Raw genomic sequence first — 22,074 nt, forward strand, 5'->3', positions numbered from 1 at the left:
GTGAGGCGTGTGCGTACCGCGCCATGCTCGCAGACCCGCCGAGGACCGCAACCGAATTAACCGGGTGCCCCCGCCTCGGCCGGACGTCCGCCGGCGGGGCGTCACTCGGACACGAACAGCGCCACCGGCACATCCGTCAGCAGTTCGTTCAGCCCCACCAGCGCGCCACCGGTCAGCTCACGCCCGGTCAGCAGCTCGCGCCAGGTCTCGCCCGACGGCAGCCGCAGCCCGGTGTCCCACCAGCCGCCGGTCTCCACCAGGCGCAGCGACAGCCGGGTCACCACGGTCAGCACCCGCCCACTGCGGCAGAACGCCACACAGTGCTCGGCCGCCGGCCCCTCCGCGTACACCGGCTCGTACGAAGCGGCCGCGCCGAACCACTGCGGGTGGGCGCGCCGCAGCCGCAGCGCCGTGGCCGTCAGCCGCAGCTTCTCGCCGGACAGATCGCGCGGCGCGGCCCCGCCGTCCAGCTCGGCCAGCAGCTCAGGGCGGAGGCGGGCGGGCCCGCGGTTGTCCGGGTCGACCAGCGCCGTGTGGAGCTGTTCGCTGCCCTGGTAGAGGTCGGGGACGCCGGGCATGGTCAGATGCAGCAGCGCGGCGCCCAGCACGTTCGCGCGGATGAACGGGGCGAGTTCGGCGTCCAGCGCGGCCAGCGGGGCGGCCAGGGGACCGCACGGCCCGCCGCGGAGGAACTCCGCCACCGCCTCCTCGTAGTCCGCGTGCGGCTCCGTCCACGAGGTGCGCAACCCGGCCTCCCGGGCGGCCTTGAGGACGGCGGGCGTCACCCGCTCCGCCGTGCACCCGTCGGTGGCCGCGCCCAGGCCGAACACGGTCTGCCAGGCCAGCCAGGACACCATCGGATCCGCCGGACCCGCCCCGTCCACCCCTCTGGTACCGGCCCCGCACACCGCCGCGTCGGCCATCCCGCCCAGCACATCGCGCCACCGGTCCGGGCACTCCGACAGCACCGCGATCCGGGCCCGTACATCGGCGCTGCGCTTGGTGTCGTGGGTGGAGAGCACCGTGCCGCTCGTCGGCCAGTCCCGCTGAATCCGGGCGCAGTACGCATGGAACGCGTCCGGGCCGACCGCCGGCTCCCCGGGATCGCCGCCGACCTCGCAGGCCGACAGCAGCATCGGATAGCGGTAGAAGGCCGTGTCCTCCACGGATTTGGCGTGCAGCGCGGAGGCGGTCTGGGCGAAGCGCGCGGCGAAGTCGGCGAAGTCCGGCACGTCGCCTTCCGGCACGTCGCCTTCCGGCACGTCACCTTCCGGCACGTCGCCTTCCGGGGTGTCCACCGGCCGGCCGAGCGCCAGATCGTGGATCAGATCCACCGCCCGCGCCTCCTCCGGCACCCGGAACGCCGCGCGCGCCCGCACCGCGGCCCGGCCCAGCATCGCCGCATCCGTCCCCGCCCGGCCAGGATCGGCGGCGTACGGCCGGTAGACCGGCAACCGCACCAGCAGCTCACGGATCGCCTGCCGCAGCGCCCAGGGAGCGTGGTCGCCCGGCCGGGGAGCGCGCTCGCTGAGCCGCACCGCGGTCCGCACCAGCCGCTCGACCTCCGCGGCCAGATCGTGCGTGACGACCTCGTACGCGGCCCGGCGCACCGTCTCCTCCCAGTCGCCGCCCTCGTCCGCCAGCGGGGTGACGAAGTCCCGGTAGTGCGAGAAGAGCCGCCCGGAGCCCTGGGGGCAGACGAACAGCCCGTCGATGTGCCGCAGCGCGTCATAGCCGGTGGTGCCCGCGCACGCCCAGCTCTTGGGCAGCCGTTCGTCGCCGGTCAGGATCTTCTCGACGACGGTCCACCGGCCGCCGGTGCGCCGGTGCAGGCGGGCCAGATAGCGGCCGGGGTCCACCAGACCGTCCGGGTGGTCGATGCGCAGCCCGTCGACGATGCCCTCGCGGACCAGGCGCAGCACCGTGCCGTGCGTCGCCTCGAAGACCTCGGGGTCCTCGACGCGCACCGCCATCAGCTCCGAAATGGTGAAGAACCGGCGGTAGTTCAGCTCGCTGCGGGCCAGCCGCCACCAGGCGAGGCGGTACCACTGCGACTCCAGTAGGCGCGGCAGCGGCAGCCCCTCGGTACCGGGGCGCAGCGGGAAGACCTGCTCGTGATAGCGCAGTACCCCGTCCTCGGCCTCCACGAGGAGGTGCGGCATCTCCTCGCCGAGCCGTCCGCGGAGCACCGGCAGCAGCAGCCGGCCGCCGTGGCCGCCGTCCCAGTCGATGTCGAACCACCGCGCGTACGGGGACGCCGGGCCTTCGCGCAGGACCTCCCACAGCGGCCCGTTCAGCGCCATCGGCGCCGGGACCGCCATATGGTTCGGCACGATGTCGACGATCAGCCCGAGGCCGTGCGCCCGGGCCGTCGCCGCCAGCGCCCGCAGCCCGGGCTCACCGCCCAGCTCGGCCCGTACCGCCGTGTGGTCCACCACGTCGTAGCCGTGCGTGGACCCCGGCACCGACTCCAGCACCGGCGAGAGGTGCAGATGGGAGACGCCCAGCGCGGCCAGATCGGGGACCGCCCGCTCGGCGGCGGCGAACGGGAAGTCCGGCTGGAGCTGCAGCCGGTAGGTGGCGGTCGGAGACGGACTCTTTGGCTGCGTCATGGGAACACCCGTACCCCGCCGAGGACCGGATGTGTCATCTGCTTGCGGCATTGGCGTCAGAGCCCGCGTCCATCGGACCGGAAGCGGGCGGGAACGCCTTCAGGGGCCGGACTGCATCGGGTTGCCCCCATCTCTGGCGCAAGGAGTAGGGTCGTCACGGCCTCGGGGGAGCCTCAACACAGTGCGTTTCGCCTGCATTGCCCCCTGCGGTCCGTAAGGCCCAGCAACGGGGAATCGGAGATTTCATGGCATCGCGCTTCACGAAATGCATCATGGCGTCGGCAGCGGCGGCAACGCTGGCCGTCGTCCCCCTCAGCGGCACCGCCGCCGCGGGAGACCGGACGCTCGACATCCACAACAACGGTTATGGAAGTGCGTACTTCATCAAGGCGGGTGACACGGTCCAGGTCTGTGACCAAGCGGCCGACGGCTATCAGGTGAAGGTCAGCGTCCAGAAGTGGTACGAGCAGACGCACTCGTGGCAGGCGGTCGGCGTCGCCAAGGCGCCCAGCTTCAATGACCCGTACGGCAACTGCAACAGGAAGGTGATCGACGTGGAGCCGGAAAGCTCACTGATCCGCCTCCACCTGTGGGCGGAGAACTCCCGGGGCAAGAGCGTCCGGGGCAGCCACGCCTACAGCGACTCGGGACACGCCTCCGGCTGACCTCACCCGTTCGACGCGGCGGCCGGCTGCCGGGCGACACCGGGGCCGTACCCCGTCCGGCAGCCGCGGCTACGCGGGCCGTTGCAGCACCAGCAGGCTGCGGTCGGTCAGCGTCAGCCGGTCGCCGGCCTTGACCTTGGCGCCGCCGCCGTCGGCCACCGTATGCGGCCGGTCGGTGTCCACCACGATCTGCCACTGCCGGCCCAGGTGCTCGGGGACGATGAACTCCTTCTCCTGGTCGTGGGCGTTGAACATCAGCAGGAACGAGTCGTCGGTGACCGGCTCCCCGCGCGGCCCCGGCTCGGGGATCGAGCTGCCGTTGAGGAAGACCGTCAGCGACTTGGCGTGCACCGACTGCCAGTCGCGCGGTCCCATCTCCCCGCCGTCGGCCGTGAACCAGGCGATGTCGGAGAGCTCGTCATGGGTGCCCTCCATCGGGTGGCCCTGGAAGAACCGCCGGCGCCGGAAGACCGGATGGTCACGCCGCAGCCACACCATCTGCCGGGCGAACTCCAGCAGCTCCAGCTGCTCCTCGTCCGTCCACAGCGCCTGCGGCCCGTCCTCGGCAGCGTCCCCGTCCTGTACATCGGCCACCTGGGCCGCGTGCTCGCCGTCCGGGTTCTCCGGCCCGTACGACGCGCCGCCCGCCCCCCGGCCGGGCTCCGGCCAGCGCACCCAGGACAACGCGTTGTCCTGGCAGTACGCGTTGTTGTTGCCGCCCTGGCTGCGCCCGAACTCGTCCCCGTGGCTGAGCATCGGCACGCCCTGCGACAGCATCAGGGTGGCGACGAAGTTCCGCATCTGCCGGGACCGCAGCCGCCGGACCGCCGGATCGTCGGTCGGCCCCTCGGCGCCGCAGTTCCACGACCGGTTGTAGCGCTCCCCGTCGCGGTTGTCCTCGCCGTTGGCCTCGTTGTGCTTGTCGTTGTACGAGACGAGGTCGTGCAGGGTGAAGCCGTCGTGGCAGGTCACGAAGTTCACCGACGCCAGCGGCCGCCGCCCGTCCTCCTGGTAGAGGTCCGACGAGCCGGTCAGCCGGGAGGCGAAGTCCGCCAGGGTGCGCGGCTCGCCCCGCCACAGATCCCGCACGGTGTCCCGGTACTTGCCGTTCCACTCGGTCCACAGCGGCGGGAAGTTGCCCACCTGATAGCCGCCCTCCCCGACGTCCCACGGCTCGGCGATCAGCTTCACCTGGCTGACCACCGGGTCCTGATGGACCAGGTCGAAGAACGAGGACAGCCGGTCCACCTCGTGGAACTGCCGGGCCAGCGTCGCCGCCAGATCGAAGCGGAAGCCGTCCACATGCATCTCCTGCACCCAGTAGCGCAGGGAGTCCATCACCAGCTGGAGCACATGCGGGCTGCGCATCAGCAGTGAATTGCCGGTGCCGGTGGTGTCCATGTAGTACTGCCGGTCCTCCGACAGCCGGTAGTACGAGGCGTTGTCCAGCCCCCGGAACGACAGCGTCGGGCCCAGGTGGCTGCCCTCCGCCGTGTGGTTGTAGACCACGTCGAGGATCACCTCGATACCGGCCTGGTGCAGCGCCCGTACCGCCGTCTTGAACTCCAGCACCTGCTGACCGCGGTCGCCCCAGGACGCGTAGGCGTTGTGCGGGGCGAAGAAGCCGATGGTGTTGTAGCCCCAGTAGTTCGTCAGTCCCGCGTCGACCAGCCGGTGGTCCTGGACGAACTGGTGCACGGGCATCAGCTCCAGTGCGGTGACCCCCAGCTTCGTCAGATGGTCGATGATCGCCGGATGCGCCAGCGCCGCATAGGTGCCGCGCAGCTCCTCGGGGAGCTCCGGATGGCGCATGGTCAGGCCCTTCACATGGGCCTCGTAGAGCACCGTCTCGTGGTACGCGGTGCGCGGCGGACGGTCGTCGCCCCAGTCGAAGTACGGATTGACCACCACGGAGGCCATGGTGTGCGGCGCCGAGTCCAGGTCGTTGCGCACCTCCGGCCGCCCGAAGTGGTAGCCGTAGACCGCCTCGTTCCAGTCGATCACCCCGCTCATCGCCCGGGCGTACGGGTCGAGCAGCAGCTTCGCGGAGTTGCAGCGGTGCCCCTGCTGCGGTTCGTAGGGGCCGTGCACCCGGAAGCCGTAACGCTGCCCCGGCATCACTCCCGGAAGGTAGGCGTGCCGCACAAAGGCGTCACTCTCGCGCAGCTCGACGGCGGTCTCCGAACCGTCGTCGTGCAGCAGACACAGTTCGATGCGCTTCGCGGCTTCGGAGAACACCGCGAAGTTGGTGCCCGCCCCGTCATAGGTGGCACCCAGCGGATACATCTGTCCCGGCCAGACCTGCATGCGTAGACTCTTCCACTTTCTCGTCGGGCGCTGCGGCGACTCCACGACAGACGTCCGCGGACCGAAGAAAAATCCTTCCCCAACGTGTCGCAACTTGTCGCACACAGCGGGCTTTTCGCGAGATCTCCGCTGAATGGTGGCAACCTGTCGCGATGTCGGATCGTCCTACTGGTCGTCCCATCGGGGGACGGACGGGGGAACCGAGATCCGTGTCACGCACAGTGACAGCAGGGGGGAACCGTGCACCGTCTGATGCACCGACACCTCGGCAAGGTCGTCGTGGGCGCCGCCCTCGCCCTGACCGGCACCGCCGTCATGGCCGCAGTCACCTTGCCGGCGGACGCCGGCGCTGCCGACGGGTCCGGCCCGCGACCCGCCGAAGCCGGTGTCACCGCACCGGGGCGTGACCCCGGGCAGCCGCCGCCCGGCGTCGTGGAGCCGGCACGGGCCGAGGGGGCGCGCGGGCAGGGCCGCGATCCGCTCACCGACGACGAGGTGCGCCGTGCCCGGGACCTGGCGCTGCCGCGCACCGTGCGGGGCGCCGCGCGGGATGTCACCGGCGAGCCGGGGCCCGAGCCGCTCACCACCGATCTGGCCGAACCCACCCCGTCGGAGGCCGCGCTGGCCGACCCGCCGCGCCGGGCCACCGTCTCCTTCTACGACTACGACAGCGACAGCTACCTCACCAAGACGGTCAACCTCACCACCTCGAAGGTGGAGTCCTCCGACACCCAGCACGGCGTCCAGCCCCCGCCCAGCCACGCCGAGGCCGTCGAGGCGGCCCGGCTGCTGATCGCCGCACCGCTCGGCTCCGGACTGCGGCAGGACTACCGGAACGCCACCGGCCGCGACCTCGCCGGGCCCGGTCAGCTCACCGTCTCCGGCTTCGTCTACCGGGGCCGTGCGGAGGGCGAGGCGCCGGGCGCCCTCGCCGCCTGTGGAGAGCACCGCTGTATCCGGCTCTTCACCAAGGTCACCGACGGGCAGTGGATCGACACCCGCCGCTTCGTCATCGACCTCAGCGCCCGCACCGTCGCCCAACTGGGCTGAACCGCGCCCGCACACCCCGGCGGGCCGCGCCCGCCCTCGACCGCCCTCCTTCGCCCAGGGAGCCCCCACCATGCCCGCACGACGCACCACCGGCACCCGGACCCGCCGCTTCCGGCGCGCCGCCGCCCTCGCCGCCGCCCCCCTGCTGCTCGCCGCCACCGCCCTGCTCACCGGCCCGGCCGCGCACGCCGCCCCCGACGCCCCCGCCCCCACACCCCGGTGCAGCGCCGCCTACCGCATCACCCAGACCCTCGACGGCGGCACCGTCTGGCGGATGTGCTGGCACTACGAGGGCCATGCCGGCCTCGTCCTGGACGACGTCTCGTACCAGCCCAAGGGCGAACGCACCCCGGTCAAGGTGCTCACCACCGCCAAGCTCGCCCAGATCCACGTCCCCTACGACGACGGCAAGAACGAGTACGACGACCTCACGGGGCAGGGCTTCGCCCAGGGCCTGCAACGGCTCGACCCCGCCGAATGCCCCGGCGGCACGATCAGGACCGTCAAGGTGCCCGGCTCCTGGGACCCCGCGCACCCCTCCGTCGCCGGTCTGTGCGCCACCACCCGCGCCCGCGGCCACGCCTACCGGAGGGGCCCCTACCCCGGGGAGGCGGCCAGGACCTACCAGCTCCAGGGCAAGGACCTGCTGCTCTACACCGTCAACAAGGTCGGCTGGTACGAGTACATCACCGAGTGGCGGTTCTCCGGCGACGGCACCATGACCCTTCAGGTCGGCGCCACCGGCACGGTCTCGCCCAACGACTACGACGCCGGCGACGGCCGCGGTGCGCCGATCGGGAAGGGCGCCAAGGACTACGCGACCAGTCACACCCACAACGTCTTCTGGCGGCTGAACTTCGGCCTGGACGGCTCGTCCGCCAACAAGGTCGAGCAGTTCGACTCCGCGCTCACCACGCGCCCCGGCGGCCGCACCCCCACCATCCGCACCACCCGCACTCCCGTCACCAAGGAGCTGGCCGGGGACGCCGGGCCGCTGCGCTGGTGGCGGGTGGTGAGCGCCACCGGCAGGAACAAGGACGGCCATCCGCGCTCGTACGAGATCGTGCCGGGCCACACCAGCAAGTACACCGGCCGCAGCTTCACCCGGCACGACGTCTACTTCACCGATTACCGCAGCTGCGAGCAGTTCGCCAGCCACAACTTGGCCAACTGTGGTGCCCACACCGGGCGGAGCGTCGACAGCTGGGTCAACGGCCAGCCGCTGCAACACCCCATCGCGTGGGTCAACATCGGGTTCCACCACATCGCCAGGGACGAGGACCAGGAGCCGATGCCCGTGCACTGGCAGGGTTTCCAGCTGGTGCCGCGCGACGTCACGGCTATGAATCCGCTCACTCCGCCCGCGCTCGCCGATCACAACGGGCACTATGAATAAGGGGAGTTGGTAGACGACTCGACCCATCCTGGTGCACCGCCTCCCGCACCGCAGTAGTCTGCCTTGATCGTTGGCACGGGGTCGGGAAGGCGGTGGCAGGTGAGCGGCGGGCTGGAGTTGCCCCCTGGTGACGAGAGTCATGAGGGCCAGGAAGGCGGCTCCGTCGGCGCACCGCCCGGTGCGGTATCCCTGGCACGGCCGCTGGAGATCGGGGCGGAACTGGACTGGGGCGCCGACGCCTGGAGCGAGGTGCGCACACGGGCCCGCCGGGCCGGGCGCGCCTACATCTGGCTGAATCTCGTCGAGCAACGGCTGCGAGCGGTCGTCGCGGCCGTCCTGCGGCCCATCTACGAGCCGGTGCACGGCGACGAATGGGTCGTCGCCGCGGCCGGCCCCGCCGGGCAGGAGTGGGTGCAGCGCGCGGTCGCCGTACGGGAGGTCAGCCGCCGCAAGGGCTACCTCCTCGACCCCGCCGACGACAACATCGTCAGCTTCCTGACGCTGCCGCAACTTCGCGAACTGATGGTCCAGCACTGGCCCTGCTTCGAGCCGTACTTCGACGACCGCCGCGAGGTCGAGCTGGCCCTCGACGAACTGGAGGTCGCCCGCAACATCGTCTCCCGTAACCGCGCGCTGTCCGAGACCGTCCTCGCCCAGGCCGAACGCGCCTCCGCCCACCTCCTGGACATCCTCGGCTCCGGCATCGGCACCCGGATCTCCGGACGGCTGCCCATCGACGCGGTGGAGGACCTGGTCGGCGACCGCTACGCCGATGTCGTCGGGGTGCACCCCGACCGGGTGCGGTTGCAGCGGCAGCTCCCCGCCGAGGACCTGTTCGGCGGTGCCCGGCGCCTCGACGCCGTCGGCATAGGCCTCAACCTCCTCGTCCAGAACTACTCCGGCCGCCGGCTGGTCCGGCTCGCCGAATCCGGCTGCCGCGTCCGGCTGCTCTTCCTCAACCCCGCGAGCAGCGCGGTCCGCCGCCGGGAGCGCGAAATCGGCCTGAAGAAGGGCGAGATGAGCCGCTCCATCGAGATGAACATCCTCCATATGCGGCGCGTGCGGGCCCGGCTGCGCGACCCCGCCGCCTTCGAGATCCAGGTCTTCGACGAGACCCCGCGCTTCACCGCGTACCTCGTCGACGGCGACGGCCCCGACGGTCTGGCCGTCGTCCAGCCCTATCTGCGCAAGAGCCGCGGTATGGAGTCCCCCGTCCTCGTCCTGCGCGGCGGCTCACGCGAGGTCGTCCGCCAGGACGCCCGGGAGGGCCGCGACGGCGACCACGGACTCTTCGAGACCTACCGCGAGGAGTTCGAGGGCATCTGGGCGGATTCGCGGCCGGTCTCCTGAGAGCGCACCGTACGGTTGTGCGTATGCGATTCCGCGTACTCGCCCCTCTGGACGTGCGGTCCGCCGACGGCCACTCCGCACCCGTCCCGGAGAAGAAGGTACGGGCATTGCTCGCCGCACTCCTGGCGCACCACGGCCAACCGGTGTCCGCGGCCCGGCTCATCGAGCACCTGTGGGGCCCCCGGCCGCCCGCCAACCCGACCGCCTCCCTCCAGAGCAAGGTCTCCCAGCTCCGCCGCGCCCTGGACACCGCCGAGCCCGGCGCCCGCAAACTGGTGGCCGCCGCCCCGCCCGGCTACCGGCTGGACATCGCCCCCGACGCCCTGGACGCCGCCCGGTTCAACGCGCTCACCGCCCGCGCCCACACCGCCGCGACCGCGCGGGAGCGGGCCGCCCTGCTCAGCACGGCCCTGGACCTGTGGCAGGGCCCGGCGTTCGCCGGTTTCGCAGACGATGACCTGATCCGCCCGGTCGCCGAGAGCCTGGAGGAGCAGCGGCTGACGGCGCTGGAGGAGCGGGCCGCGGCACGCCTCGACCTGGGCGAACACGCCGCGCTGACCGGTGAACTGGCCGGTCTGGTGGCCCGGCACCCGCTCCGCGAACGGCTGCGCGCCCTCCAGCTGACCGCGCTGTACCGGTCCGGCCGGCAGAGCGAGGCGCTGGCAGCGTACGGCGAGATACGTACCCGGCTGGCCGAGGAGCTGGGGGTGGACCCCGGGCCCGAACTCACCGCGGCGCACCGTGCGGTGCTGCGGCAGGAGCCCTGGGAGACGGGTGGCCGGGGCGGCGGCCCTGTGGGGCAGGCGGCTCCGGCGGGCGTGGGCGCCACGGAGGCGGGGACCACCAACCCGGCGGCTGCCAACGGCGCCGGGCGCCGCCCGCGCACCAACCTCCCCACCCCGCTCACCGAACTCCTCGGCCGCCAGGACGCGGTACACGAGGTCGGGCAGGCCCTCGCGGCGCACCGCCTGGTGACGCTCACCGGCCCCGGTGGCGTGGGCAAGACCCGCCTCGCCCTGGAGACCGCGGGCCGGCTCACCGAGGCCTTCCCGGACGGCGTCTGGTTCGTGGAACTGGCCGCGCTGAGCCGCCCGGACGACCCGGCACGCGGACGCGACGCCAAGTGCAGCGCCGCCGAGCTGGCCGAGGCCGTGCTCGCCGTACTCGGCATCCGGGAGGGCGCCGCGGCCGGCCCGGTGGCCGAGCGCCTGGCCGGCGCGGTACACGGCAAACGCCTGCTGCTCGTCCTGGACAACTGCGAGCACCTCGTCGAAGCGGCCGCCGAGGTCACCGCCGCACTGCTCGCCGCCGCCGGTGGGCTCCGCACCCTGGTGACGAGCCGGGAACCGCTGGGTCTGGCGGGCGAGACCGTATGGGCCGTACCGCCACTGGAACCCGCCGGTGCCGCCCGGCTGTTCGCGGCCCGCGCCACCGCCGCGGACCCCGGCTTCGTCCTGGACGCGGACACCACGCCCGCCGTGGCGGAGATCTGCCGCCGGCTGGACGGTATCCCGCTCGCCCTGGAACTGGCCGCCACCCGCGTACGCGCACTCGGCGTACGGGAGCTGAGCGCCCGGCTGGGCGACCGGTTCCGGCTGCTGGCGGCCGGCCGGCGGGGCGCCCCCGCACGCCAGCAGACCCTGCGCGCCGTTATCGACTGGAGCTGGGAGCTGCTGTCCGCCCCCGAACGCACCGTGCTGCGCCGGCTGGCCGTACAGGCCGACGGCTGCACCCTGCATGCCGCCGAGACGGTCTGCGCGGGCGACGGCCTACCGCAGGACGAGGTACTGGACCTGCTGGCCCGTCTCGTCGACCGCTCACTGGTGACGGTGACCCGGACGCCGTACGGACCGCGCTACCGGCTGTTGGAGACGGTCGGCGCCTACTGCCTGGAGCGCCTGAAGGAGTCCGGCGAGCTGACCGCCGTACGCAGCCGTCATCACCGCTACTACACCGAACTGGCCGAGCGCGCCGAACCGTTGCTCTACGGAGCGGAGCAACGGGAGTGGCTGGAACGGCTCGACCAGGAGGCCGCGAATCTGCGCGCCGCGCTGGACGGCTCGGTCCGCGAGGGCGCGGCGGACCGCGCGCTGCGACTGGTGAACGCGCTGGCCTGGTACTGGTTCCTGCGCGGCCGGCTCGCGGAGGCGGGCCGGTCACTGGAGGCGGCGCTCGCGGTGTGCGAGGGCGCGGCCGGCCCGGTCTCCGGGAGCCGCCGGCTGCGGGCCGCCGCCTGGCGGGTGGGCATGGCGTCGCTGGCGGGCGGGGACACCGACCCCGTGGCGCGGGCCGCCGCCGTCCTCCAGCGGTACGAGTCGCACGACGATCCGCGCGAACGGGCCTGGGCCCAGTGGTTCCTGGGGTACGCCCAGGTCGGCCTCGGCGACCCGGCGGTGGCCGCGGAGCGGATGGCCCGCTCGCTGGCCACATTCCGTGCACAGGGCGACCGCTGGGGCACCGCGGCGGTACTGAGCAGCCGGGCCCAGGGGGCCGGCGGCGGCGATCTGGCCGCGCGCCGTCGCGACGCCGAGGAGAGCGCCGCTCTCTTCCGCGAACTGGGGGACCGCTGGGGCCAGTTGCAGGCCGCCGACGCGCTCGGCGCGATCGCCGAGATCACCGGCGAGTACGCCCGGGCGGCCCGGCTCCACGAGGACGGGCTGCGGATCGCCGAGGAGCTCGGCCTGTGGATCCAAGCCTCGTACCGGCTCTCCGGCCTCGGCCGGATCGCCCTGCTGACCGGCGATCTCGCGCGCGCCCGGGACCTCCACGAACGAGGCCTGCGGCTGGCCGCCGAACAGTCGCACCGGCGCGGCGAGATGTTCGCCGAGAGCGGGCTCGCCCTCGGCGCCAGGAGGGAAGGCCGTCTCGACGACGCCGAGGCGCATCTGCTGCCGTGGCTGGAGTGGTGCCGCGGCCGGGACGGCGACCCCGGTACCGCGTTCGTCCTGGCCGAGTTGGGCTTCATCGCCGAACTGCGCGGAGACACCGAGGCCGCCCGTCGCCTCCATCTGGAGGGCTGCGCGGCGGCCCGCGCCACCGGAGACCCGCGCGCCGTCGCACTGGCCCTGGAAGGGCTGGCCGGCGCCCAGACGGCGGACGGCCACCATGCCTCCGCGGCCCGGCTGTTGGGCGCCGCGGCCGCGCTCCGCACCGATGCCGGTGCCCCACAGCCCGCCGCGGAGCGCGCCGACGTGGCCCGCGGTACGGCCGCCGCGCGCCAGGCCCTGGGCGAGGCCGCCTTCAAGGCGGCGTACGGGAGCGGGGCAGGGGTGGCGGTGGAGACGCTGGTCGCGGAGGTGGCGGGAATGAGGGGAGGGGCGGGGGAGATGGTCGCGGAGGTGGCGGGGATGACGGGAGAGGCGACGGCGGTGGGGTCGCAGAGGCCACGGGAATGAGGGGAGCCGGGGCGGTGGTCGCAGCGGTGACAGGGGCGACGGGCGCGAAGGACGGGACGGACGCGAAGGGCGCGAAGGGCGCGAAGGACGGGACAGACGGGAAGGGCGGGACGGACAGGAAGGGCTGGAAGGGCTGGAAGGGCTGGAAGGGGGCGAAGAGAGCAATCCGTCCTACGGTGTCCCAGTGATCCCGCCATCGACCCGCAGCTCGATCCCATTGACGTAATCGGCGCGCGGACTCGCCAGATAGGCGACCGCGGCGGCGATGTCCTCCGGACGTCCCAGCCGCCCGGTCGGATTCGGCGCGTATTGGGCGACGATGTCCGCCTCGTCTGGACCGTCGGCCGGTCCGCCCCCGTTCTCCTCGTCCGTGGCTGCCGCCCGCTCCTGCATCATCCGGAACATCGACGGGCTGACGATGACGCCCGGACTCACACAGTTCGCGGTGACCCCGGTCCCGGCGAGGTGCCGGGCCAGGCTCGTGGTCATGTTCACCACGGCCGCCTTGGCCGCGGAGTACGTCACCATGTTGGGCAGCGGGGTCCGTACGGCGCGGCTGCCGATGGTGATCACCCGGCCCCAGCCGTACGCGCGCAGCGACGGCAGCAGCGCCTGGCTCACCCGCACCGTCGGCAGCACATTCCCCTCGAAGGCGGCCCGCCAGTCGGACGGCCGTGAGGTCTCCCAGTCGTGTTCCGCGAACGGGCCGGCGTTGTTGACGAGGATGTGGGCCCCGAAGTCGCGTGCGGTGAGGGCGACCTGCTCGGCGACGCCGGGTTCGGTCAGGTCACCGAGCACCACTTCGGCCCGTACGCCGCGAGCCGCGATCCGCTCGGCCACGGCCGCCGCGGCCCCGGCATTGCGCCCGTGGACGAGCACATCGCACCCCTCGTCCGCCAGAGTCTCGGCGATCGTCGCCCCGATCCCCGCACTGCTGCCCGTCACCAGCGCGCCGTGTCCTGCCAGCCGTAGGTCCATGGCGGCCAGCCTAGGGGGGAACACCCCCTATGGCTCCTGTGCCTACTGTGCCTGCTGTGCTTGCCGTGGCTGCGGCGGCGTGAAGGGGACGTCGGTGGATTGTCAGTGGTGCGTGCGAGAGTGGGCGAGCAACGGGGGAAGTACCACCGAAGGAGGCCGCATGAGCGAGCGTAGTGACCGAACCACCGAGGGGCGCGCGCCGAGCGAGTGCGGGGCCGGGCGAAGCGAGGTTTCGGCATGAGTTGGCATCAGGAGCTGCTGGTCAGCTTCGATCTGGAGACGACGGGCACGGATGTCGAGCAGGACCGCATCGTCACCGCCGCGCTGATCCGGATGGAGGGGGACGGCCGGGCGGCCGGGAAGCAGACCTGGCTGTTGAATCCAGGTGTGCCGATCCCTGAGGAAGCAGCGGCCATTCACGGCATTTCGACCGCATATGTCCAAGAACACGGACGGCCGCCGGCCGGAGCGATAGAGGAGATCACCGAGGCGCTGGCCGAGGGCCTGCGCGCGGACATCCCGTTGGTGGTGATGAACGCCCGGTACGACCTCTCCCTCCTGGACCGCGAGTGCCGCCGCCATGGCCTACGGACCCTCACCGAGCGGCTGGGGAGCGCCCCGGCACCGGTCATCGACCCGCTCGTGCTCGACAAGCATGTGGACCGCTACCGCAAGGGCAAGCGCGCGCTCCAGGCGCTGTGCGGTCACTACGGCGTCCGGCTGGAGGACGCACACGAGGCGGGTGCCGATGCGGCGGCCGCGGCCGGTGTCGCCCGGCGCATCGGGGAGAAGTTTCCGGCCGTCGCCATCCCCTCGCCGCGCGCCCTGCATGCCCTCCAGGAGCAGGCCGCCGCCGAACAAGCCGCCTCGTTCCAGGCGTATTTGCGGCGCTCGGGGAACCCCGAGGCGATAGTCGAGCCGGCCTGGCCCCTGATCCCGTACCAGGCCAGGGTCTGACCGGCAGCACGTCACGGACCACACCCGCACGGGCAACACGGAACGGGCGAACCCGGCACGGGCAGCGCCCCCCCGGTCACCAACGCCTCGGCATGACACGGCACGCCTCGGCACGACACCGCCGGCGTGTCCGCTGTCGCCGCTGTGGCCGGGGACGCCGTGGGCGCCGTGGACGCCCCAGGCTCCTCAGGCCACCGGTCTCAGAACGGATACCACCGCACCGTCGCGTCCTGTTCGCGCAGTGACGCGATCCGGCGCCGGAACTCCTTGAGCGCCGCAGGGCTTCCGGGCGCGTGCTGGGCGACCCAGGCGCAGCTCGCCGTCTCGCGGGACCCGCGCAGCACTGCGCAGCCCGCCCAGTCCCGTACGTCCCATCCGTAGACGGACACAAAGGTGTCGTAGGCCTCCGGGTCCAGGCCGTAGCGGTCCCGGCTCAGGGCCATGACGACCAGATCGTGTTCGCGCAGATCGGAGGAGAAGGTCTCCAGATCGACCAGCACCGGCCCGTCGGGCCCGACATGGACGTTGCGGGTCAGCGCGTCGCCGTGGATCGGACCGCGGGGCAGTTGCGGCGCCAGAGCCGTGGCGGCCGTGGCGAACGCATCCCGCCGGCCGCGCAGATACTCCGTGTCCGCTGCCGATACCGCGTCGCCGGCCAGCCGCAGCCAGCGCTCGACGCCGCCCAGCAGTTCGCGCCGGGGGAGAGGGAACGGCGGCTCCGGGAGGGCGTGGACCAGCTTCAGCAGCGCCGCGAGATCGTGCGGCCCGGCGGGGCGGACGGCGTCCGGCAGCCGCTGCCAGTAGGTCACGGGGTGCCCGTCGACCAGCGTGGCGACCGGTTCCGCGGCCCGTACGGCCGGCACGCCCTCGGCCGCCAGCCACCGGGCCACGCTCAGTTCCCGCTCGGCGCGCTCCAGGAGTTCGGGGCTGCGGCCCACCCGTACGACCGGACCGCCGTCGCCGAGGGCGAAGACCGCGTTCTCGCCGAGCGAGAGCAGCCTGGCGTCGGCCGCCGCATCCGGCCGCCCGGCCGCGGCCAGGACGTCACGGGCACGGGCCTCCGTGAAGGCGGCGGGGCTCGGTTCGGTCATGGTGATGCCTCCTGCGCTGCGTGCTCGCCACCAGTCTCGCAGGCCCCCGGCCGGCCGGACCCGGAGACCTCCGGGCAGGCTGACCGGCAACCCGGTGCGAGGAGTGCCGGCGGCCTCTCCACCGCCCGTCCCGGGCTGGGCGCGGGGCACATCGCCTAATCCGCGCTCGCCGCTGCCGCCGGCCGGGCCGGGCAGCGAGCCGAGCAGCGGCGCGGCAGCTCACGGCAACGACGGTACGGCCACGAACACCAGCATGACCGTGCTCGCCGGCTACCGGTCCGACGACCTCACCACGGTTCGCCGAACGTGATGCCGAGGTGCTGGAAGAGCCCTTCACGCTGCTCGGCCGTCGCCAGGACCATGATGTCGTCGTGGAAGCCTGAACCTTCCTGCTCGACGCAGCGGAAGTCCCGGGGGTCGCCCTCGGGGCTGAGCGCTTCGATGGCTGCCTGCGCTGCTCCCATGTCGAGGTAGTCGTTCGACTCCTGCTCGACGTAGAAGGAGAGCGGCTTGCCGTTGCAGTCGAAGTGCATCGTCCCCAGGCCGCAGTCTTCGTCGTCCGGGTTGTTCTTCTCGAAGCGGTAGTTGGAGATGGTGACTTTGCCGCCGGTGAGGGCTGCGGCTTCGTCCAGGAGCCAGGCGTAGTGCTCGTCGGCGAAGTCGACGTCATCGGCATGGATACTGACGGCTACGCCGAAGGATTCAAGGGCGTCGGCTATGTGATGGAGCGGCTTCAGTTCCTCGTGCGCGAGGTCACCGAAGTCGTCGACGACGCATTGAGCTTTCTCCCGGGTGATCATGCCGAGCTCGGTGAGAACTTCAGCTACCCGTACATAGTTGATCGATTGAGATGTGGCCACGGCCGTAGCCTGCCAGCCGGAGATCTTCCCCGGGGCGACTCCGCCGAAGTACCCGTCGTTAAAAGACGAGCGGGTCGTCACGGTCCGTCATGGGCCGTCGGCGCGAGGCCGGTAGCTCGACGGACACGAACAACATGACCAAGGCGGCGACGACCCAGCGCCGCGGCCTTGCGTGCACGTCGGGCCGGTCGCTGGAGAGGATCGACGAACTGCTGGGACCCGTCGGTGACTTGGTGGCGCAGAAGCCAGCCGGGACGAAGCAGAACGACGTCTACCGGTACGTACCACCGGCTTCGCCTTCCGCCGGGCGGCCCGTCGTACACGAACAAGGCGGAACGGCGGCCGGCGCAAGACGTGGCGGCCCTCTCCCCAAGTGGCCTTGCAGACCGCCCGTTTGGCGCACGGGCCGGAGGGAACAAGGGACCTTTCCGGCGGTCCACGAACCTCATCGACCAACCCACGCCGTGTAACCCTCTGTTGCCCGTATGTAAACGGAGTTGAGTCCCTCCGCTTCAACTGGTCGGCTGTTTTTGACCATTTATTCCGACCTTTTGCAAGTTTGCAGGGCTGTTGTATATGTCACACGACGGGGTCTCGCTTGAATTGAACTCCTCAATCAGACAGGGTTTCGAGGCAGCCCCGGCGCAGATTTTCCTGTGTCCGTGGGCTGTTGGCGCAACGCTTTCCCCCCACACCACGAACGAGGAGAACCCTCGCAATGGCTCACAAGCGTTCCAGCAAGAAGCGGCTCGTCACGGCTATATCGGCCGCGGTCGCTGCAACTGGCATCGCCGTCGTCACCGCGGTCACCGCTGGCGCATCCCCGGCCCCGGTCGTAGGCAAGATCTACGGAGCCGAGGCCAAGGGTGCCGTGAACGACAGCTACATCGTCATGCTGAAGAAGTCGGTCCGTACGGCCGAGAGTGGCGACCTGGCCTCCAAGTACGGCGGCAAGGTCAAGCGAAACTACTCCTCCGTCGACGGCTTCTCGACGACCGGTCTGAACGAGGAAGAGGCCAAGCGCCTCGCCGCCGACCCCGCGGTCGACAAGGTCGTCCAGAACAAGAAGTTCCACATCGACGCGACCCAGGACAACCCGCCGTCGTGGGGCCTGGACCGTATCGACCAGGCGGACACCCAGGGCGACAAGAAGTACAACTACCCCGACGGCGCGGGTGAGGGCGTCACCGCGTACGTCATCGACACCGGTGTCCACATCAGCCACAAGGACTTCGGTGGCCGCGCGTCGTACGGCTTCAACGCCATCGACGGCAGCGACAAGGCCGAGGACGACAACGGTCACGGCACCCACGTCTCCGGCACCATCGCCGGTGAGGCGCACGGTGTCGCCAAGAAGGCCAAGATCGTGGGCGTCAAGGTCCTGGACGGCCAGGGCTCCGGCACCACCGAGCAGGTCGTCGCGGGCATCGACTGGGTCACCAAGAACCACAAGGGCCCCTCGGTCGCCAACATGTCGCTCGGCGGCGGCGCCGACGAGGCGCTCGACGCGGCCGTGAAGAAGGCCATCGACTCCGGTGTCACCTTCGGCGTCGCGGCGGGCAACGAGTCCACCGACGCGGGCCAGGGCTCCCCGGCGCGCGTCAAGGAGGCCATCACCGTGGCCTCCAGCACCGACAAGGACGAGCAGTCCGACTTCTCCAACTTCGGCAGCGTGGTGGACCTCTACGCCCCCGGTTCGGACATCACCTCGGACTGGAACACCGGCGACGACGCCACCAAGACCATCTCCGGTACGTCCATGGCGACCCCGCACGTCGTGGGTGCCGCCGCGGTCTACCTGGCCGGGCACAAGGACGCCAAGCCCGCTGACGTGGAGAAGGCCCTGACCGACGGCGCCACCGCCGACAAGATCACCAACCCGAGCGAGGGTACGCCCAACAAGCTGCTGAAGGTCGTCGAGTAACCAGCTCACCCCCTCAGCTCCCAACGCCGGCCGTCGCGCTCGCCCCCACGGGGCGCGGCGGCCGGCGTCTTTGTGTGTCCCCCGAGTAGACACTGTCTACGGAGATCCGGTAGACAGTGTCTATGAGCGAACCCGTACAAGAGGCGGGCCTGCGCGCCCGATTGATCCAGGCCGGCATCGACCTGGTGACCAGGGAGGGCGTACAGGCGCTGTCACTCCGTGAGATCGCCCGCCGGGCCGGCGTCTCCCACGGAGCTCCGCGCCGCTACTTCCCGACCCACCTGGCCCTGCTCTCCGCGATCGCCCGCCAGGGCTTCGCCGACCTGGCCGCCGAGGTCACCGACGCGCTCGCCGACGGCCCGCCCGGCCCGCGCGCCCAGCTCCTGATGCTGGGGCGGCTGTACCTCGGCTTCGCGCGGAGCAACCGCGGGATGTACGAGCTGATGTTCCGTCATGACCTCCTGGAGAGCAATCAGCTCGGCCTACGGGAGACCAGCCTGCCGCTCTTCACCGTCCTCGTGGACCTCGTCGCCCAGGTGGAGCCAGCGGCCGCTGCGCCGCCCCCGGTGGTGGCGGGCGCGCTGTGGGCAAATCTGCACGGCATCGCCCAGCTCTGGGGATGGGGAAGCCTTCAGCTCGCGACCGGAGCCGACGACGTCGAACCGCTGCTGCGCGCCGCGCTCGATGCCCACCTCGGGACGGAGGGCCGATGAACACCCTGCGCCGGCAACGTCTCACGCTCGCCGGAAGCATCACCGGTGCCGTGATCGTCGCTCTGGACGGCACCGTGCTGACCGTCGCACAGCCCACCTTGCAGCGGTCCCTGCACGCCTCGTTCGTCCAGGTCCAGTGGACCAGTACCGGCTACCTCATCGCCGTGGCCAGCCTGCTCGTCTTCGCGGGCCGGCTCGGCGACCGGTACGGCCACCAACGGGTCTTCGCCGTCGGGATCCTGGGCTTCGGCGCCGCCTCGGCGGCGATCGGCCTGGCGCCCGGCGTCGGCTGGGTGATCGGTCTGCGCGTCGTACAAGGGGTGTTCGGCGCACTGCTGCAACCGGCCACGCTGGGGATGCTGCGTGCCGCCTATCCGCCCGACCGGCTCGGTATGCCCATTGCGTTGCGCACCAGCGCCATCGGACTCGCCGCCGCGGCCGGCCCGTTGGTCGGCGGTGCACTCGTCGCCCACCTGGGCTGGCGCGCGGTGTTCTTCCTCAACGTGGCACCCGCGCTGACAGCCGGCGTACTGGCGCTTGCCCTCCGCATGCCGCCCCTGCCGCAGTCCCCCACACAGCTGCCGGACGCTCCCCAGCCCCGGCCGGCCACCCGCCTCGACCTGCCCGGCGCCGGCCTGCTCGGCCTCGCCCTTGTGTGCCTGGTGCACACCTTGGTCGCCCTCCCGGAGGGCGGCTGGACTGCGGTCACCACGCTGGGACTGGCCATCGCCGTCGCCGCCTGCACCGCATTCATCCGGCACGAACGGCGCACGACGAGTCCCTTGATACCGCCGAGTGTGCTCGGCTCGAAGGCGGTTGCCGCCTCGCTCGCCATCCTGCTGTCCGCCTCGGCGGCGTTGTTCGGTGCGCTCTTCACCGGCACCTACTTCCTTCAGGACGTCCTCGGCCTGGACCCGTTCCAGAGCGCCCTGCGGGTGCTTCCGCTGGCCGTGATGATGGTCCTCAGCGCACCCGCCTCCGCGGTACTGCAACGCCGATACGGCCCCCGCCGAACGACCACCACGGCGATGACCCTCCTCACCCTCGGCATCCTCCTCCTCGCCCAACTCGACAACACCGCAACACCGTTGGCGATCGGCTCGGGATTCCTCCTCCTCGGCGCCGGCTTCGGCACCGTGATGGTCACCGCGACGGCCGTCATCGTGCGCCACGCACCGGTGACGGATGCCGGAGTGGCCGGCGGACTCCAGCAGACCGCCATGAACATCGGCCCCACGCTGGGCGTCGCCACGGCCACCATGCTGACCGCCCTGACCTCCACCATGAGCATCACCCTGACGGTCCTGGCAGCCCTGGCCGCAACCGCCACCCTCCTGTCCCTGACCCTCCCCAAAACCACCACCCCCACAACTCCCACCACCCCCACCACACCTACAACCCCCACTGCCCCCACAACTCCCACCACGCCGGCGAACTCCCCCACCCCTCCGCCGAGTTATCCACAGGAGGCTCCCTCCGAAACCGCCTGAGGCGCGCTCCCACTACCGTCGGTGACATGCACGGAGGACTGCCGTTCATCGGCATCAGCACCATCGTCTACGGCCTGGTCGGACTGATCACCGTCGTGACCCAGGCGATCCGCACCACAGGGGGAACTCACCATGCACACCGTCACCGTCATCGTGCCCGCTCACAACGAGGAGGAGGGACTACCGGCCACTCTGGAATCCATTGCGCGGCAAACCCTCCGGCCTGACCGCGTCCTGGTGGTGGACGACGCTTCCGCCGACCGTACGGGCGAGGTGGCTGCCTCACACGGCGTCACGGTCTTACGGCCACCCCACAACCTCGGCAGCAAGGCCAAAGCGCAGAACTACGCCCTTCCGCACTGCACCACCGACCTCGTGCTCGCCGTCGACGCGGACACCGTCCTCGCACCCGACTACATCGAAACCGTCGTCCCCGCCTTCGACGATCCGACCGTCTCCGTCGCGGCGGGCACGGTCCGCACCCGCCATACCCGTACGGTCTGGGAGCGCGGCCGCTCCACCGAATACCTCTTCGGCTTCCACTGGCACTGCGATTTGCAGTCAGTTTGCAGACGGCGCGCTGACCGGCGTTTTTGCAGGTGGCGAAGGGGAGTGTACGGATTCGCCAAAGTGCAGGTGTGCTCATGTATGGGCGGCTTCGGCAGTCTTCATGCTGACCTCTTGCTGACTTTTCTGACGGTTCATCAGTAGATCTTGTTTGTAGTGGCGGTGCCGTTGCCGGAGGGGCTCTGGTCGGCGCTGGTTGCCCTGTTGCGGGGGAGCGCCGGGTATTTCGGTGTCGAGGTCATGGCAGGCCACCGGTATTCCGTCGATGAGGCGGTGCCCTGGCCTGCGGGGGGGAGGATGGGGTTCGGAATGCGATGCGGGGGGTGGGTGATCAGGTTGCGAGGGTGTGGTCCAGGGCTTGCTGGCCTGTGCGAGCGATCCGGGCATCACGTGTCGGTAGGCGCGGTAGGTCGTCTCGATCTTGCGGTGACCCAGCCATTCGGAGACGTCGGTGATGGGGATGCCGTGTTCCAGGCAGACGGAGGCGATTAGGTCGCGGTGGCCGGAGAGGGTCATGCCGTCCGGGGGAGGCAGCACGGTGTGCAGTTTGGCTGCTCGCGTGCTCTCTATCCGGTAGGTGAAATAGCCGTTCGGTCCGCGCAGCAGGTAGCCCTCGTCCGTCGTGCCGTGTCGCTGTTCAAAGCGTTCGATGGCTTCCTTTACGGATCGCGGCAGGGGGACGTCGCGGAATTCTCCTGGCCGGCGGTGTTTCAGGGGTG

Annotated in this window: 15 protein-coding genes and 1 pseudogene; 10 read left to right on the forward strand and 6 right to left on the reverse strand. The window is 71.3% G+C overall.

All coding sequences use genetic code 11. The annotated features are described in order from the left end of the window. Positions 1 to 101 precede the first annotated feature (101 nt). A complete protein-coding gene (gene treY / locus ACZ55A_RS27725) occupies positions 102 to 2,612 on the reverse strand; it encodes a malto-oligosyltrehalose synthase (RefSeq protein ID WP_468845427.1) in 2,511 nt (836 codons plus the stop codon). A 272-nt stretch (positions 2,613 to 2,884) separates the two neighbouring features. On the opposite strand from treY, the gene ACZ55A_RS27730 reads away from it, so the two are divergent. Next, positions 2,885 to 3,277: a hypothetical protein gene (locus tag ACZ55A_RS27730; RefSeq protein ID WP_468845429.1), complete on the forward strand. Its 393-nt coding sequence runs from the start codon at positions 2,885 to 2,887 to the stop codon at positions 3,275 to 3,277. 69 nt (positions 3,278 to 3,346) lie between these two features. On the opposite strand, the gene glgX is transcribed toward ACZ55A_RS27730, so the two are convergent. Then, positions 3,347 to 5,584 (reverse strand): glycogen debranching protein GlgX, encoded by a 2,238-nt coding sequence (gene glgX / locus ACZ55A_RS27735; RefSeq protein ID WP_468845431.1) that lies wholly within the window; start codon positions 5,582 to 5,584, stop codon positions 3,347 to 3,349. A 240-nt stretch (positions 5,585 to 5,824) separates the two neighbouring features. Between glgX and ACZ55A_RS27740 the strand changes: the two genes are divergently transcribed. The 4 genes from ACZ55A_RS27740 to ACZ55A_RS27755 all read left to right on the forward strand — a co-directional run bounded on the left by ACZ55A_RS27740 (position 5,825) and on the right by ACZ55A_RS27755 (position 12,775). Continuing rightward, positions 5,825 to 6,634: a Tat pathway signal sequence domain protein gene (locus ACZ55A_RS27740; RefSeq protein WP_468845433.1), complete on the forward strand. Its 810-nt coding sequence runs from the start codon at positions 5,825 to 5,827 to the stop codon at positions 6,632 to 6,634. A gap of 70 nt (positions 6,635 to 6,704) precedes the next feature. After that, entirely contained in the window at positions 6,705 to 8,030 is a 1,326-nt protein-coding gene (locus ACZ55A_RS27745) for a copper amine oxidase (RefSeq protein ID WP_468845435.1), read from the forward strand. A gap of 99 nt (positions 8,031 to 8,129) precedes the next feature. After that, the gene (locus ACZ55A_RS27750) at positions 8,130 to 9,380 is read left to right on the forward strand and encodes an SAV2148 family HEPN domain-containing protein (protein ID WP_468845437.1); all 1,251 of its coding nucleotides are present in this window, start codon (positions 8,130 to 8,132) and stop codon (positions 9,378 to 9,380) included. Positions 9,381 to 9,403: 23 nt separating this feature from the next. Next, positions 9,404 to 12,775: an AfsR/SARP family transcriptional regulator gene (locus tag ACZ55A_RS27755; protein WP_468845440.1), complete on the forward strand. Its 3,372-nt coding sequence runs from the start codon at positions 9,404 to 9,406 to the stop codon at positions 12,773 to 12,775. A gap of 171 nt (positions 12,776 to 12,946) precedes the next feature. Here the strand turns inward: ACZ55A_RS27755 and ACZ55A_RS27760 are convergent, their stop codons facing one another. Next, complete coding sequence (locus ACZ55A_RS27760) at positions 12,947 to 13,753, reverse strand: SDR family NAD(P)-dependent oxidoreductase (RefSeq protein ID WP_468845442.1); 807 nt, start codon at positions 13,751 to 13,753, stop codon at positions 12,947 to 12,949. A gap of 237 nt (positions 13,754 to 13,990) precedes the next feature. Between ACZ55A_RS27760 and ACZ55A_RS27765 the strand changes: the two genes are divergently transcribed. Beyond that, positions 13,991 to 14,710, forward strand: coding sequence for an exonuclease domain-containing protein (locus tag ACZ55A_RS27765; RefSeq protein ID WP_468845445.1), 720 nt, complete (start codon positions 13,991 to 13,993; stop codon positions 14,708 to 14,710). A gap of 200 nt (positions 14,711 to 14,910) precedes the next feature. Here the strand turns inward: ACZ55A_RS27765 and ACZ55A_RS27770 are convergent, their stop codons facing one another. Both ACZ55A_RS27770 and ACZ55A_RS27775 read right to left on the reverse strand, forming a co-directional pair. After that, positions 14,911 to 15,801, reverse strand: coding sequence for an aminoglycoside phosphotransferase family protein (locus tag ACZ55A_RS27770; protein ID WP_468845448.1), 891 nt, complete (start codon positions 15,799 to 15,801; stop codon positions 14,911 to 14,913). 287 nt (positions 15,802 to 16,088) lie between these two features. Next, positions 16,089 to 16,661, reverse strand: coding sequence for a hypothetical protein (locus ACZ55A_RS27775; protein WP_468845450.1), 573 nt, complete (start codon positions 16,659 to 16,661; stop codon positions 16,089 to 16,091). Between the two features lie 718 nt (positions 16,662 to 17,379). On the opposite strand from ACZ55A_RS27775, the gene ACZ55A_RS27780 reads away from it, so the two are divergent. The 4 genes from ACZ55A_RS27780 (at position 17,380) to ACZ55A_RS27795 (ending at position 21,499) form a co-directional block, all read left to right on the forward strand. After that, entirely contained in the window at positions 17,380 to 18,585 is a 1,206-nt protein-coding gene (locus ACZ55A_RS27780) for a S8 family peptidase (protein WP_468845453.1), read from the forward strand. Positions 18,586 to 18,707: 122 nt separating this feature from the next. After that, positions 18,708 to 19,298: a TetR/AcrR family transcriptional regulator gene (locus tag ACZ55A_RS27785; RefSeq protein WP_468845456.1), complete on the forward strand. Its 591-nt coding sequence runs from the start codon at positions 18,708 to 18,710 to the stop codon at positions 19,296 to 19,298. After that, positions 19,295 to 20,788 carry an MFS transporter gene (locus ACZ55A_RS27790; RefSeq protein ID WP_468845459.1) on the forward strand — a complete coding sequence of 498 codons (1,494 nt, stop codon included), beginning with the start codon at positions 19,295 to 19,297 and terminating at the stop codon, positions 20,786 to 20,788. Before ACZ55A_RS27785 ends, ACZ55A_RS27790 begins: the two co-directional genes overlap by 4 nt. 132 nt (positions 20,789 to 20,920) lie before the next feature. Then, positions 20,921 to 21,499: a glycosyltransferase family 2 protein gene (locus ACZ55A_RS27795; RefSeq protein WP_468845462.1), complete on the forward strand. Its 579-nt coding sequence runs from the start codon at positions 20,921 to 20,923 to the stop codon at positions 21,497 to 21,499. Here ACZ55A_RS27795 and ACZ55A_RS27800 read toward each other — a convergent pair. Further along, positions 21,431 to 22,074 (reverse strand): annotated as a pseudogene (locus ACZ55A_RS27800) (hypothetical protein); the annotation flags it as partial. The gene ACZ55A_RS27795 and the pseudogene ACZ55A_RS27800 overlap by 69 nt on opposite strands.

The organism is Streptomyces sp. NPDC034111, from assembly GCF_055575375.1.

What these genes read in the sequence shown, in the direction of transcription:
- ACZ55A_RS27765 (WP_468845445.1), top strand. Translation starts at nt 13,991, where the DNA reads ATGAGTTGGCATCAGGAGCTGCTGGTCAGCTTCGATCTGGAGACGACG.
- ACZ55A_RS27790 (WP_468845459.1), top strand. Translation starts at nt 19,295, where the DNA reads ATGAACACCCTGCGCCGGCAACGTCTCACGCTCGCCGGAAGCATCACC.
- ACZ55A_RS27745 (WP_468845435.1), top strand. Translation starts at nt 6,705, where the DNA reads ATGCCCGCACGACGCACCACCGGCACCCGGACCCGCCGCTTCCGGCGC.
- ACZ55A_RS27795 (WP_468845462.1), top strand. Translation starts at nt 20,921, where the DNA reads ATGCACACCGTCACCGTCATCGTGCCCGCTCACAACGAGGAGGAGGGA.
- ACZ55A_RS27780 (WP_468845453.1), top strand. Translation starts at nt 17,380, where the DNA reads ATGGCTCACAAGCGTTCCAGCAAGAAGCGGCTCGTCACGGCTATATCG.
- ACZ55A_RS27770 (WP_468845448.1), bottom strand. Translation starts at nt 15,801, where the DNA reads ATGACCGAACCGAGCCCCGCCGCCTTCACGGAGGCCCGTGCCCGTGAC.
- ACZ55A_RS27730 (WP_468845429.1), top strand. Translation starts at nt 2,885, where the DNA reads ATGGCGTCGGCAGCGGCGGCAACGCTGGCCGTCGTCCCCCTCAGCGGC.
- treY (WP_468845427.1), bottom strand. Translation starts at nt 2,612, where the DNA reads ATGACGCAGCCAAAGAGTCCGTCTCCGACCGCCACCTACCGGCTGCAG.
- glgX (WP_468845431.1), bottom strand. Translation starts at nt 5,584, where the DNA reads ATGCAGGTCTGGCCGGGACAGATGTATCCGCTGGGTGCCACCTATGAC.
- ACZ55A_RS27755 (WP_468845440.1), top strand. Translation starts at nt 9,404, where the DNA reads ATGCGATTCCGCGTACTCGCCCCTCTGGACGTGCGGTCCGCCGACGGC.
- ACZ55A_RS27760 (WP_468845442.1), bottom strand. Translation starts at nt 13,753, where the DNA reads ATGGACCTACGGCTGGCAGGACACGGCGCGCTGGTGACGGGCAGCAGT.
- ACZ55A_RS27785 (WP_468845456.1), top strand. Translation starts at nt 18,708, where the DNA reads ATGAGCGAACCCGTACAAGAGGCGGGCCTGCGCGCCCGATTGATCCAG.